This is a genomic window from Pseudomonas sp. M47T1 (assembly GCF_000263855.1).
In the GTDB taxonomy this organism is placed as follows: domain Bacteria; phylum Pseudomonadota; class Gammaproteobacteria; order Pseudomonadales; family Pseudomonadaceae; genus Aquipseudomonas.
In genome coordinates this window covers 17,543-31,935 of sequence record NZ_AJWX01000015.1, presented here as the reverse complement: position 1 = coordinate 31,935, position 14,393 = coordinate 17,543, and the positions used below count along the sequence as shown (strand labels likewise).

At 65.3% G+C, this 14,393-nt stretch carries 9 protein-coding genes; 6 read left to right on the top strand and 3 right to left on the bottom strand.

Translation table 11 applies throughout. From position 1 onward, the window contains the following. Positions 1-85: 85 nt before the first annotated feature. Positions 86-2,410, bottom strand: coding sequence for an FdhF/YdeP family oxidoreductase (locus tag PMM47T1_RS16365; protein ID WP_008370868.1), 2,325 nt, complete (start codon positions 2,408-2,410; stop codon positions 86-88). 238 nt (positions 2,411-2,648) lie between these two features. Between PMM47T1_RS16365 and moaA the strand changes: the two genes are divergently transcribed. From moaA to PMM47T1_RS16335, 6 genes are all read left to right on the top strand, one after another. After that, entirely contained in the window at positions 2,649-3,647 is a 999-nt protein-coding gene (gene moaA, locus PMM47T1_RS16360; protein ID WP_008370866.1) for a GTP 3',8-cyclase MoaA, read from the top strand. Positions 3,648-3,735: 88 nt separating this feature from the next. Beyond that, positions 3,736-4,623, top strand: coding sequence for a LysR family transcriptional regulator (locus PMM47T1_RS16355; RefSeq protein WP_008370864.1), 888 nt, complete (start codon positions 3,736-3,738; stop codon positions 4,621-4,623). A 354-nt stretch (positions 4,624-4,977) separates the two neighbouring features. After that, on the top strand, positions 4,978-5,997 hold the full coding sequence (locus PMM47T1_RS16350; protein ID WP_008370862.1) for a FecCD family ABC transporter permease: 1,020 nt from the start codon (positions 4,978-4,980) through the stop codon (positions 5,995-5,997). Then, entirely contained in the window at positions 5,994-6,764 is a 771-nt protein-coding gene (locus tag PMM47T1_RS16345; RefSeq protein ID WP_008370860.1) for an ABC transporter ATP-binding protein, read from the top strand. The genes PMM47T1_RS16350 and PMM47T1_RS16345 overlap by 4 nt, the downstream gene beginning before the upstream one ends. A gap of 10 nt (positions 6,765-6,774) precedes the next feature. After that, on the top strand, positions 6,775-8,895 hold the full coding sequence (locus PMM47T1_RS16340; RefSeq protein ID WP_043301172.1) for a TonB-dependent receptor: 2,121 nt from the start codon (positions 6,775-6,777) through the stop codon (positions 8,893-8,895). Next, entirely contained in the window at positions 8,895-9,878 is a 984-nt protein-coding gene (locus tag PMM47T1_RS16335) for an ABC transporter substrate-binding protein (RefSeq protein ID WP_008370856.1), read from the top strand. Before PMM47T1_RS16340 ends, PMM47T1_RS16335 begins: the two co-directional genes overlap by 1 nt. 13 nt (positions 9,879-9,891) lie before the next feature. Here PMM47T1_RS16335 and PMM47T1_RS16330 read toward each other — a convergent pair whose 3' ends face one another. Both PMM47T1_RS16330 and PMM47T1_RS16325 read right to left on the bottom strand, forming a co-directional pair. Then, positions 9,892-13,002, bottom strand: coding sequence for an error-prone DNA polymerase (locus PMM47T1_RS16330; protein WP_202947826.1), 3,111 nt, complete (start codon positions 13,000-13,002; stop codon positions 9,892-9,894). Next, positions 12,978-14,393, bottom strand: coding sequence for a Y-family DNA polymerase (locus PMM47T1_RS16325; protein ID WP_008370852.1), 1,416 nt, complete (start codon positions 14,391-14,393; stop codon positions 12,978-12,980). Before PMM47T1_RS16325 ends, PMM47T1_RS16330 begins: the two co-directional genes overlap by 25 nt.

Below are 14,393 nucleotides of genomic sequence, written 5' to 3'. Positions count from 1 at the left end.
GGAGAAATTCACGGTAAGGCAAAGATCATGCAAAACCCCGTAGCCTCTGCCGCGGGCAGCGGCTACGGGTGGATGTGCAGCCTTGTCAGGCCACAGCGGCGGAAATCAAGCCGCTATCGCTGGCCTTTTCCACTTTGATGGCGATGAACTTCGACGTTGGCGTGAAGGTACGGTCACCGTAGCTTTCCAGCGGCACCAACGGGTTGGTTTCCGGGTAGTAGGCGGCGGCCTGGCCTTGTGGAATGTCGTAGGCAATCAGGGTGAAACCCTTGACCCGACGCTCACGGTTGTCGTCCCACAGGGCCACAAGGTCCACTTTCTGCCCCGGTTCCATGCCCATCTTGCGGATGTCGGCCTCGTTGACGAACACCACGTCGCGCATGCCGTACACACCGCGATAGCGGTCATCCAGGCCATACAGGGTGGTGTTGTACTGGTCGTGGGAACGCATGGTCTGCAGGATCAGGTCCGGGGTGACGTTCATCTTGCGCACACCGGCGTCAACCAGGTCATCGGGTAGCAGGCTGGCGGTGAACTGGGCCTTGCCGCTGGCGGTTTTCCACACGCGCTGCGCGGCGGTGTTGCCCAGGTGGAAGCCGCCCGGGTGTTGCAGGCGCTCGTTGAAATTGTCGAAACCAGGCAGCGTGTCGGCGATCAGGTCACGAATGCGGCTGTAGTCGCCCACCAGCCAGTGCCAGTCCACCGGGTGGTTGCCCAGGGTGGCGGCGGCGATGCCGGCAATGATCGCCGGTTCCGACTTCAAGGCGGGCGAGCGTGGTTTAAGCTGGCCGTGGGAGATGTGCACCATGCTGAAGGTATCCTCCACGGTGATGCCCTGCGGGCCGTTGACCTGCACGTCGATTTCGGTGCGGCCCAGGCACGGCAGGATCAACGCGTCGCGACCGGTGACCAGGTGGCTACGGTTGAGTTTGGTGGCGATATGCACCGTGAGGTCGCATTTGCGCAGCGCGGCATGGGTGCGCGGTGTGTCGGGCGTGGCCTGGGCAAAGTTGCCGCCCAGGGCGATGAACACCTTGGCTTCACCGCGCTCCATGGCGCCGATGGCCTGCACCGCGTTGTGGCCCACTTCGCGGGGCACGGTGAAGTTGAAGCGTTTCTCGATGGCGTCCAGCAGGGCTTTCGACGGTTTCTCGTCGATGCCCATAGTGCGGTCGCCCTGCACGTTACTGTGGCCACGCACCGGCGACAGGCCGGCGCCCGGGCGGCCGACGTTGCCGCGCAGCAGCTGCACGTTGATCACTTCCTGAATGGTTGGCACCGAATGCTTGTGCTGGGTAAGCCCCATGGCCCAGCACATGATCACGCGTTCGGCCTTGCGGTACATGCTGGCGGCCAGTTCGATGTCAGCCAGGCTCAGGCCCGACTGCTCAATAATGTGCGGCCACGGCGTGGCGTCGACTTCAGCCAGGTAGGCGTCCATGCCGGTGGTGTGCTCGGCGATGAAGGCGTGGTCGAATACCGCTGGCTCGCCCTTGGCCTGGGCCTCGCGCTCCCATTGCAGCAGGAACTTGGCCATGCCGCGGAACACGGCCATGTCGCCCCCCAGGGCCGGCCGAAAATACGCAGAGCTGGTGGGCTTGGAGCCGTTGCCCAGCATCTCCAGAGGGTGCTGCGGGTGCTGGAAGCGTTCCAGGCCACGCTCCTTGAGCGGGTTGATGCAGATCACCTGGGCGCCGCGTTCCACCGCTTCGCGCAGCGGTTCGAGCATGCGCGGGTGGTTGGTGCCAGGGTTCTGGCCAATCACGAAGATGGCGTCAGCGTGTTCCAGGTCATGGAACATCACAGTGCCCTTGCCCACGCCCAGGGTCTCTTTCATGCTCACGCCACTGGCTTCGTGGCACATGTTCGAGCAATCGGGGAAGTTGTTGGTGCCATAGGCTCGCACGAACAGCTGATACAGGAAGGCCGCCTCGTTGCTGGCCCGGCCCGAGGTGTAGAACTCGGCCTGGTCCGGCGACGCCAGCGCATTGAGGTGTTTGCCGATCAGCGCGTAGGCATCCTCCCAGCTGGTTTCCACGTACTTGTCGCTGGCGGCGTCGTAGCGCATGGGGTGGGTCAGGCGGCCCTGGTATTCGAGCCAGTAATCGGTTTGCGAGGCCAGCGCCGCCACTGTGTACTTGCTGAAGAACGCCGGGTTCACCAAGCGCCCGGTGGCTTCCCAGTTCACCGCCTTGGCGCCGTTCTCGCAGAACTTGACCATGCCGTTTTCCGGCGACTCGCCCCAGGCGCAGCCCGGGCAGTCGAAGCCGCCGTTCTGGTTGGTCTTGAGCATGGCGCGGATGTTGGTCAGGGCCTTCTTGCTACCCAGCCAACTGCGCGTCACCGCTACCAGAGCGCCCCAACCGGCTGCGGCACCTTTATAGGGTTTATAGCGTTCGACCTGGGACATGGGCACTCCGTGTTCGTGCAGTGAATTCAGAATGTCAGGCTATTCCCGGGCCTGGTAGCTGTCCAATTGCTATTAATGAACGCATGATCGACCCCATCTATGATGGCGAGATGCAAACTGGTAGCTTGCAGCTCCCCATCATAGATGGGGTCGATCATGTATTCAGGAGAAGTAATTAGACCTGTGCCCACCTCCCCCTTATTCTGGCCCCACGAATGACCTGTTCAATGAGGTATGCATGTCTGATCGGACCTTGGTAGACGGCTTCGCCCGGCGCGTGGACTACGTGCGCCTGTCGGTGACCGACCGCTGCGATTTTCGCTGCGTATACTGCATGGCCGAAGACATGACCTTCCTGCCGCGCCAGCGTATTCTAGGCCTGGAGGAGATTGCCGAGTTGGCCGAGCGCTTCGTGGCGCTGGGCACCCGCAAAATCCGCCTCACCGGCGGCGAGCCACTGGTGCGCAAGGGCATTGTCGAGCTGTGCCAGCGCATCGCCGCCCTGCCCGGCCTGCGCGAACTGTGCCTGACCACCAACGGCTCGCAGTTGGCCAAACTGGCCCAGCCGCTCAAGGACGCCGGCGTCAAACGCCTCAATATCAGCCTCGACAGCCTGGAGCCGGCACGCTTCAAGGAGCTGACCCGCACGGGCAACCTGGCCACCGTGATAGACGGCATCGATGCTGCCAACGCCGCAGGGTTCACTCACACCAAGCTCAACTGCGTGGTGATGAAGGGCCGCAACGATCACGAGATCAACGACCTGGTGGCCTTCGCCATCGACCGTGGCCTGGATATTTCCTTTATTGAAGAAATGCCGCTGGGGGTGATCAGCGAGCACAGCCGCGCCGAAGCGTTCTTCTCCAGCGCCCAGGTGCGCGAGGTCATGAGCCAGCGCTACACCCTGCTCGACTCCGCCGAATCCACCCAGGGCCCATCGCGCTACTGGCGCTTGGCCGAAGCGCCGCATATCCGCATTGGCTTTATCTCGCCCCACAGCCACAACTTCTGCGCCACCTGCAACCGCGTGCGCGTCACAGTGGAAGGCCGGTTGCTGCTGTGCCTGGGCAACGAGCACGGCGTGGACCTCAAAGCGGTGCTGCGCGCGCATCCTGGCCAACCGCACAAGGTGGAGCAGGCCATTGTCGACGCCATGAAAATCAAGCCGTGGCGCCACGACTTTCAGCACAACGACGATGTGCAGGTGGTGCGGTTCATGAACATGACCGGTGGCTGAACGGCCGTCTCGACCGTTGAATACGCTTGTCTGCACCCGCGTAATGACCCACCCTACTGCTTTGCCCAACTGCTGAGCCGGTGTTGCCTTGGATATCAAACAACTCAAATTCCTCATTGCCCTGGACCAGACGCGCCATTTCGGCCAGGCTGCCGCGCGCTGCAACATCACCCAGCCCACCCTGTCCATGCGCCTGCGCAACCTGGAAGACGAGTTGAATATCGTGCTGGTCAACCGTGGCCAGCGTTTCGAGGGTTTCACCCCGGCCGGTGAGCGCGTATTGGCCTGGGCGCGCACGCTGATCGCTGCCCACGACGGCCTGTACGCCGAAGCCGCCGCCTGCCGCGGGCAGTTGATCGGCGACCTGCGCCTGGGCGTGGTACCCCTGAGCAGCTTCAACACCACCCAGTTCATTCAGGCCCTGGCCAAGGAGTTTCCGGAGTTGGGCTTCAGTGTGTCGACCATGACCAGCGATGACATCTTCGCCGCCCTGGCCAACAACCAGGTCGATTTGGGCATCTGCTACCTGGACCAGGTCAACGCCAACCATTTCGAGTTTTTCGAGCTGTCCTCGACCCGGGTCGGCGTGCTGTACGACAAGCGCTATTTCACCTTTCACAGCGACCACATCAGTTGGGAAGACGCTGCGCAGCTGCCGTTGGGGATGATCCTCAACGGCATGCACTTTCGCAAATCGGTGGACCTGAGTTTCCGCAGCCGCGGCCTGAACCCGCGACCGGTGCTGGAAAGCGACTCCACCTTCCAGTTGATCCAGGCCCTGCAGGCCGGCTTTTGCTGCGCGGTGATGCCCTTGGACGGCGGTTTCGAAGCCTTGAGTGAGCACGTGGGCGTGCTGGAGTTGCCCGACGCCGAGGTGCTGGCACCCCTTGGTTTGATCATGCGCCGCACCGAGCCGCGCTCGGCCATTGCCGAGAAGTGCTTCGCCCAAGCGCGCACGCTGCTGACACCGCCTTAACGCCCCGCCCCCAGCGCATTGTTACCTGAAAAGGAAAACACCCTTTCCTTTTGATAGGTAGCTAACAAACAGACCCACTGATACATTGCCGGTCGTCGAGATTACCAACTGCTTGACGCCCCTTGTTGAGCCGTTATCCCCGCTCCCCCCGGTGGTAATGGCTCTTTTTTTGGGCTCGGTTTTGCGGGTCCTGCCTTGATAGCCTCACTGCCATTTGAGGCCGTCCGCTTGTGTTTCGGCGTTTGATTTGAAAAGGCCCCCCAACATAAATCTTTTTTCATAATGTACGTTCTGGTTCATTTACTTCAGGCGCTATATACTTTTTGTTACAACGCCTGAAATCGAACCCCGCTGATGTCACGTGCCGCACCGCTCTACCCTGCAGCTCTCAGCCTCGCGGCCGTGACGCTTGCCAGCCTGGTGGCCCTGACCATCGGGCGCTATCCGCTGCCCCTTTCCCAATTGCTCCAGTTCCTGGGTGCCTGGGCCGGCTGGGCGCACTTGCCGGCCGATCAATACGCCCTGCTGCATAGCCTGGTGTTCGACAGCCGCCTGCCACGGGTTATCGCCGGGGTGCTGGTGGGTGCCGGACTGTCGGTGTCCGGGGCAGCTTACCAGGCGGTGTTTCGCAACCCGCTGGTGTCGCCGGGGCTGCTGGGGGTGCTCAGCGGTTGTGCGTTTGGCGCGGCGGTGGGCATTGTCGCCAATCTGCATGGAGTGTGGATTCCCCTGCTGGCCTGCCTCACCGGCCTGGCGGCGGTGGCGCTGGGGGTGACCATCGCCAATCTGGTTGGCATGACCTCCATCCTGATGCTGGTGCTCGGCGGTATCGTCGCCAACGCACTGTTCACCTCATTGCTGTCCATCACCCAGTACGTGGCCGATCCGCTGAACCAGTTGCCTACCATCGTCTACTGGCTGTTGGGCAGCCTGAGCGCCGTGGATCAACAGTCCTTGAAGCTGACCGCACCGCTGTTGCTGCTGGCCATTGGCGTGCTGTGCCTGCTGGGCCGCGCCATTGATGCGTTGTCGCTCAGCGACGATGAAGCGCTGAGCCTGGGCGTGCCGGTGCGACGGATTCGGTATGGGGTGATCGTGCTTGCCACGCTGATCAGCGCGCTGACCGTGAGCATCGCCGGCATGGTGGGCTGGGTCGGTTTGCTGGTGCCGCACCTGGCGCGGCTGCTGGTGGGCCCGGCCAATGCCCGGCTGCTGCCCGTCAGCGCAGGCCTGGGCGCCTGCTTTCTGTTGGCCGCCGACGCCGTGGCGCGCAGCCTGGGCGCAGGCGAAGTGCCGCTGGGCATTGTCACCGAATTGCTGGGTGCCGTGGCTTTCGTGCTGGTGCTGCACCGAGTGCGCCGGGGGTGGCTATGAGCACGCCGCTGTTGCAAGCCGAGGCCATCGGCTACCGCCTGGGCACACGCAGCCTGTTTGCCGACATCAACCTCAACGTGGCAGCGGGTGACTGCATCGCCTTGCTGGGCGCCAACGGCGCGGGCAAGAGTACATTGTTGAAGATTCTGCTGGGGCTGCTCAAGCCGGCCAGCGGCCAGGTGCGCCTGAACGGTCAGCCGCTGGCTTCGCTGGACCGCCGCCGCATCGCCCGGCAACTGGCCTACGTGCCGCAAAGCCACGTGCCGAGCTTTCCCTACAACGTGCAGCAAATTGTCAGCCAGGGCCGCCTGCCCATCACTGGCCTGGGCCGCGCCCCGAATGCCGGCGACCTGGACGCTGTGAGCCGCGCGCTGCACGACCTGGGCATCGAGCACCTGGCGCGGCGCACCTACACCGAACTGTCCGGGGGCGAGCGCCAGTTGGTACTGATTGCCCGGGCGTTGGTGCAGCAGGCGCGGATGATTGTGCTGGATGAGCCCGTGACCGGCCTGGATTTCGGCCACCAGTTGCGCCTGCTCGACCGCTTGCAGCAACTGGCCGCCAGCGGCCTGGCCATTCTCACCACCAGCCATCGCCCCGAGCAGGCACTGGCCGGCGCCAACCGCGTGTGGGTGTTGCACGAACAGCGATTGATCGCCGACGGCACGCCCCACCAGGTGATCGACGCAGCCCTGATGCAGCGCCTGTACGGCGTGCCCGTGCGCCAGATCGACAGTGACCACCACCGTTTTTTCGCCCCCTTGTGAGAGTGTTTGCATGAAGCGTCTCCCTTATGCCCCGCTGATGCTGGCCGCAGCCGTCAACCTTGCCCACGCTGCCGACACCGTGCCGATCCAACTGGGCGCAATCACCGTCAATGGCGTCAAGGAAACCGCGGACGAGCACGATGCCGAGGTGGCCCGCGACAAGAGCGCGAACCTGGGCCCGCTGGGCAATCGGCGGTTGCTGGACACGCCCTATTCGATCAACGTGGTGCCCCACGATCTGATCCAGAACCAGCAACTCAAGAGCGTCAAGGATATCCTGCGCTACCTGCCGTCGGTGCAAGGTGACGGCGCACGCCCGCAAAGCCGCGGCATGCAGGGCAGCGTGGTGCAGAACACCCGACTGGACGGTCTAAACGTGGTGTCGACCACGGATTACCCCGCCGAGCAGTTCGACGACGTGCAGGTGCTCAACGGCCTGGCCGGCTCGCTGTACGGCCCGGCCAACCCGGCCGGTACGTTCAACTTCATTTCCAAACGCCCCACCGACGAGCGCCTAAACCGCGTGACCGTGGGCGTGGGCACGGGCCTGAGCTGGCTGAAGGCGGCCGACCTGAGCGGCCCGTTCGACCCCGAAGGCAAGATCAAGTACCGGCTCAACCTGATGGACGAGCAAGGCCACAGCTACAGCCCCGGCAGCACCCTGCGCCGCCAACTGGTGAGCCTGGCGCTGGACTTCCAGGTGAGCGACGACAGCGTCATCGAGACTAACTTCAGCCACTACAACTACCTGGCCAAAGGCTTGCCGGGCAAGTTCGCCCTGGCAACCAATGCCAGCTTCCCCCATGCCCTGGACCCAACCCGGAACAACCTGGGGCAGAACTACGCCGGTGACAATGACACCACCGACACGGCCAGCGTGCACTTCAAGCATGATTTCGACGGCACCTGGAAGCTGGATGTGGGGTTGTTGCGGCAGATCGCGGATCGAGAATCCACGGGGGTGACCAATACGCTCACCGGCGTGGGTGGCCGATACAACACCACCGTGTCCACCGCCACGGCCAGCCGTTTCACCATCAACAGCTACCTGGCCAACCTCAACGGGACCGAGTGGACCGGGTCGGTGCGTCATGACCTGACCCTGGGCTTCAGCGGTTTCGACTGGAAGAACTTCAACCCGGTCGATGGCTCCACCCAGACCCTGGGCAGCGCAAGCCTGAGCGACCCCGCCCAGTTCGCCGAGCCGGATTACCCCGATTTCACCGACCGCTATCATTCGGCGACCAGCACCCAGCGCTCGTTCATTTTTGGCGACACACTGACCTTTACTCCGCAGTGGAGCTTCATGGTCACAGGCAGCCAGAGCCTGATGTCGGTGCGCAACTACAGCCTGGCCGGGGCGAAGACCAGCGGCTCGAATGACCACGGCCTGAGCGGCGCCGGCAGCCTGATGTACAAGCCAGTCGACGACCTGACGCTGTACGTGACCTATGCCGACAGCCTGCAGCAAGGCGACACCATCCCCACCGGCGACCCGGGTGCCGGAAACATCCTGGCGCCCTACCGCAGCCGCCAGTGGGAAGTCGGTAGCAAGCTGGCGCTGGGTGGCGTCAACCTGTCGTTGGCCGCGTTCCAGATCAAACGGCCTTATGCCTACCTGCATGATGACGTCTATGGCGTGGCCGGCGAGCAACGCAACCGTGGCATCGAGTTCATGGCCGACGGCAAGGTGAGCAGCAACGTCCGCATGTTTGGCGGCCTGACTTGGCTGGACCCCAAGCTCCTGGACACCGGCACGGCCAGTACCGATGACACCCGCATCGTCGGCCTGTCACGTTACACCGCCAGCCTGTTGACCGAATACCAAGTTCCGCAAATCAATGGGTTGGCACTGAATGTTAATGCTCGTTATGTGGGTGCCCGCCCTACGGACGACACTGATAGCCATTGGGTCAGCAGCTACGAAACCTTCGACATGGGCGCCAGCTTCACCACCCGCCTGATGCAGCGCAACACCGTGTACCGTCTGGAGGTCACCAACCTGACCAACGAACGCTACTGGGCCAACATCGTGCCCGGCGGCCTGAACGGCTACAGCGGTGTGGGCAACGCCAGCGCGCAACTGGGCGCCCCGCGCATGTTGCAGGCCTCTATTCAGGTGGACCTGTGATGCGCTTAGCCGTCCTGGCCCTGGCGCTGTGCAGCAGCGTCGCGCTGGCGGTGCCGGTCACCGATGACAGTGGCCAGTGGGTAGACCCCCCAGCCCACCCCCAGCGCATCGCCGATGGCTGGTTCGCCCATCACGCGTTGATGATGACCCTGGGTGCCGGTGGCAACATCGTCGCCACCGTCAACCACGCCGACCGCCAGCCGTGGATGTTCAAGGTGCAGCCGTCGCTCAACCAGGCGCAGACAGTGAACGGCACGGCGTTCAATGTCGAAACCTTGCTGGCCGATAAGGTCGACCTGGTGTTCACCAGCACGGGTGATCGCCAGGCGCTGGCCTACCAGCAGGCCGGCATTGCCGTGGTGCGCATGGGCTTCAACGACCTGCCAGGGCTTGAGCACAGCCTGACGGTCACCGCCCTGGCCCTGAACACCGATATCGCGCGCCAGCGCGCCCATGACTACAACGCCTGGCTCGACAGCCAGGTGACGGACCTGCACCGGCGCACCGCCGACCTTGCGGACGCCCAGCGCCCGCGCGTGTTGCACATTGCCTCGCTGAACCCGCTGAGAGTCGACGGCGCCGACACCCTGATCAACACCTGGATCAACCTGGCCGGCGGCCGCAACGCCGCCACTGGCCTCAAGGGCAACCTGCAAGCCGTGGATGCCGAGCAGGTGCTGGCCTGGCACCCGGACGTGGTCATCCTGGCGGCCGATGCCGGTGACCTCAAGCAGGTGCCGTTGCTCTGGCAACTGCAGGGCGTGAAGGTGCTGCGCAACCCGGCCGGTGTGTTCCCGTGGGATCGTTATGGCACCGAGGTGGGGTTGCAGTTGCTGTGGGCGGGGCAACAGCTGCACCCGCAGCGGTTCAAGGACGTGGACATGGTGCAGCAGACCATGGGGTTTTACCGGCGGTTCTTTGATTACCCGTTGAGCGTGCAGCAGGCTGGGCAGATTCTGGCCGGCCAGCACCCGGACGCCTGACACCCGCCACAGGTCATTGGAAATCCCGGCTCCGGGTATCCAGCCCGCCCAGCAATGGGGTCAGGTCCGTCAGCTTACCCGCAATCACATGCCGCACCCCGCTCTCCGACTCCAGGCGCCCATGCACTTGCAGCAATTGCGAACCGATCAGCGCCTTGCGCTGACGTTCGGCCAGGTCGTGCCACACCACCACGTTGACCATGCCGAACTCGTCTTCCAGGGTCACGAAGATCACCCCGCTGGCGGTCTGCGGGCGCTGGCGGCCGGTGACCAGGCCAGCGACGCTGATGTGACGGCCGTGCTCGATGCTGGCCAGGTCCCGGGAGCTGCGGCAACGCAGGCGCTGCAATTCAGGCCGCAGCAGGGTCAGCGGGTGTGGCCCCAGGGTGGTGCCGACGGTGGCGTAGTCGGCCACCAGGTTCTCGCCCACGCTGGGCACCGGCAGGGCCACGGGGGTGTCCTGGCGGCTGGGCAGGCCGGCGAACAGCGGCAGTTGCGCCTCCACGCTGGCCACTTCCCAGCGCGCGCGGAAGCGGTCGCCCGCCAGGCCCTGCAAGGCATCGGCGTCGGCCAGCAAGGCGCGGGCGCGGTTGTCCAGGCCCGCGCGCTGGCACAGGTCACCGACATCCGCAAAAGGCCGCGTAGCCCGTGCCTGCTCGATACGCACGGCGTCCTCCTGGCGCAAGCCACGAATCATCCGCAGCCCCAGGCGAATGGCCGGCTGCCCTGCCCCGCACGGCTCCAGGGTGCAGTCCCAGTCGCTGTGGCGCACGTCCACGGCGCGGGTTTGCAACTGATGGCGGCGGGCATCCTGCAGCAGCTGGTCGGGGCTGTAGAAGCCCATGGGCCAGCTGTTGATCAGCGCACAGGTGAAAGCCGCCGGCTCATGGCATTTGAGCCAGCAGCTGGCGTAGGTCAGCAGGGCGAAACTGGCCGCGTGGGACTCCGGGAAGCCGTAACTGCCAAAGCCTTTGATCTGCTCGAAGATGCGCTGGGCGAATTCCTCGCTGTAGCCGTTGCGCAGCATGCCTTCGGTGAGGCGGATCTGATGCGGTTCCAGGCCGCCGTGGCGCTTCCAGGCGGCCATGGAGCGGCGCAACTGGTCGGCCTCGCCGGGGCTGTAGTCGGCGGCAACGATGGCCAGTTCCATGACCTGTTCCTGGAACAGCGGCACGCCCAGGGTACGCTGGAAGACCTTTTTCAATGCCTCGGACGGGTAGACCACCGGCTCCTCGCCATTACGCCGGCGCAGGTACGGGTGAACCATGTCGCCCTGGATAGGCCCCGGGCGCACGATGGCCACCTGGATGACCAGGTCGTAGAACACCTTGGGCCGCAGCCGCGGCAGCATGGCCATCTGCGCCCGCGATTCGATCTGGAACACGCCCACGGTGTCGGCACGGCTGATCATGCTGTAGGTGCGCGCGCACTCCGCCGGAATGGTCGCCAGGGTCAGGTCGCGCCCACGATAGCGGCGTAGCAGGTCGAAGCTGCGGCGCAGGGCGCTGAGCATGCCCAGGGCCAGCACGTCGACCTTGAGCAGGCCCACCGCGTCCAGGTCGTCCTTGTCCCATTGGATGATGGTGCGCTCGGCCATGGCCGCGTTCTCCACCGGCACCAGGGTATCCAGGGGGTGCTCGCTGATGACGAAGCCACCGGGGTGCTGGGACAGGTGCCGGGGGAAGCCCATCAGCTCACCGGTGAGCGCCAGCACTCGGCGCAACACCGGGCTGTCGGGGTCGAAACCGGCCTCGCACAGGCGCTCCACCGGCGGTACCCGGTCACTGTAGCGGCCCACGCAGTCGGCCAGGGCGTTCACCTGGTCGGGCGGCAGGCCCAGGGCCTTGGCCACGTCACGTACCGCGCCGGCACCCCGGTAGCTGCTGGCCACCGCCGTCAGGGCGGCACGGCGCCGGCCGTAGCGGTTGAACACGTACTGCAGGACTTCTTCGCGACGGTCGTGCTCGAAGTCGACGTCGATGTCCGGCGGTTCGTTGCGCTCCTTGGAAATGAACCGCTCGAACAGCATGTTCATGCGCCCGGGGTCCAGTTCGGTGATGCCCAGGGCGAAGCACACCGCCGAGTTGGCCGCCGAGCCGCGCCCCTGGCAGAGGATCTGGCGTTCGCGGGCAAAGCGCACAATGTCGTGCACGGTGAGGAAATAGCTTTCGTAGCCCAGCTCGCTGATCAGCGCCAGTTCCTTGTCGATCTGCTCGCGGGCGGCCGGCAGCGGCCCCTGCGGCCAGCGCCAGCGGATACCTTGTTCGGTCAGCTCGCGCAGCCATTGGCTGGCCGTATGGCCGTCGGGCACCAACTCGCGGGGGTACTGATAGCGCAGCTGCCCCAGGTGAAACGTACAGCGCCGGGCAACATCGACCGATTCGTCCAATAAGTCCCGGGGGTACAGTTCGGCCAGGGCCGACAGCGGCCGCAAATGCCGCTCACCGTTGGCAAACAGCCGGTGGCCGGCCTCGGCCACGGTGGTGTGGTGGCGGATGGCGCTCATGGTGTCCTGCAGCGCCCGACGGCCACGGGCGTGCATGTGCACGTCGCCGCTGGCTACCGCGCGCAAGCCCAGTTGCGCCGCCAGGGCCCGCAACTGCGCCAGGCGCGTGGCATCGTCGGCGCCACGGTGCAGTTGCACGCCCAGCCACAGCCGCTCGCTACCGAACACCCCGCGCAACCAGTGGCCGGGGGCCAGGTCACTGGTGTTGTCCGGCAGCCACAGGGCCAGCAGGCCATCGAGCGGCACCTGGGCGAAGTCCTCGCGCAACACCTGATATTCGCCCTTGGCCGCGCGTCGCCGGGCCAAGGTGATCAACTGGCACAGGCTTTGGTAACCCGCCAGGTTTTCCACTAGCAGAACGACCTTGGGGCCGTTGTCGATGCGCATCTCGCTGCCCACGATCAACGGCAGCCCGCAGGCCTTGGCGGCCTGCCAGGCGCGCACGATACCGGCCAGGGTGCACTCGTCGGTGATCGCCAGCGCCTGGTAGCCATGGCGCTTGGCGCGCTCGCAGAGCTCCTGGGCGCTGGAGGCACCCCGCTGGAAGCTGAAATTGGACAGGCAGTGCAACTCGGCGTAGGCCACATCGGCGCTCATGCAAACCAGCCCTGGAGCCACAGGCGCCCTTCGTCACCCACCGTCTGGTAAGCCCAGGCCTGCTGGCCGCTGGCGGTTTCCAGCAGAAAGTAGTCACGGCGGATGTCGCCACCGTCCCACCAGCCCGACTCGATGCGCTCGGGCCCGGCCAGCACTCGCACGTCACAGTCGGCCCAGGCCTGGGGCTCGGCCAGCAGCCAGCCAGGGCGTGGAGCCGCGCTGGGCGCCAGCAACGCCTTGGGCACAGTGTCGGCCAGCCAGGCACGCTCCGGGCGGTGATCGGCACGGGCGGCAATACCGCTGATGGCGTCGTCGCCCAGCCGCGCGCGCAACCGCTCCCGCAACTGCTCCCAGGGCTGGGACTGCTGCGGGCGCTGGTCGAACAGCGTCTGGTGGGTGGGCACGAAGCGCGGCAGGTCGCGGGCCACCAGGCGCACATTGCGGACCGGGCGCTTGACCTGCACCGGCTCCAGGCGGCCGCGAGCCAGCTCGAACAGCATGCTGGCATCGCGCTCGGCGCCCAGCAGGCCCACCGGCACCAGCGTGTCCTCGCCCTCGGCGTGTTCCAGGTGCAGGGTGAAGCGCTGCACGCCGCTGTCACGCCCACCCAGGTAGGCCGCCAGGTCGTTGATCAACCGGCGCAGGGGAAACAGCAGGGCCTGATGGGATTCGACGTCGAAATTGAGCTCGATGCGCTGCTCGAAAAAGTCCGCCGGGGTATAGAACGACAGCGCCAGCGGCCGCAGCCCGCCCAGGGTGTCCAGGTGCATCAGCACCGCGGCGTCGAAACGCCGGGCCACGGTGTCCCGGGGCAAGGCCTGGACCTGGCCGAAATGGCGCAGGCCCATGCGTGCAAACGCCGTGGCGGTGTCACGGGCCAACCCCAGCCGCTCGATGGACAAGGGTGCCAGGGCCGCCGGCAATTGCACAGGCTCAAGTACCGCCAGGCCGTCATGGCCGTTGGCGAGCATGCGCGCGGCCACCGGATTGGGCGCCAGGGTGATGCGGTGACTGAAGCCCAAGGCCTGCAATTCTGCACGCAAGCGTGCCTCGAACTGCGGCCAGGGCCCGAACAGGCCCATGCTCGATTGCACTTCCAGCAACAGCGCTCGGGGGTAATGCAGGCTGACCTGGGAGCTGAAGCGGTAGGCCCAGGCAGCGAGAAACTGCTGGCACTGCTCGATATCGGCCGGGTCGTGTTCCTGGGTGGCAAAATCGCGGCTCAGGGCGTGGGCGGCCGTCAGCGTCTGCCCCGGGTGCAGTCCCAAGGCGCGGGCGGCCGGGTTCACGGCTTGCAGCACCCGGCGCTGGGCCGGGCCACTGATCAATGCCAGCGGCGCGTCAGGGTCTTCGCGACGGCGACGGGCGCTGTCCAGCGCCAGCTGTGGAAACAGGATGCACGCCCAGAGCAT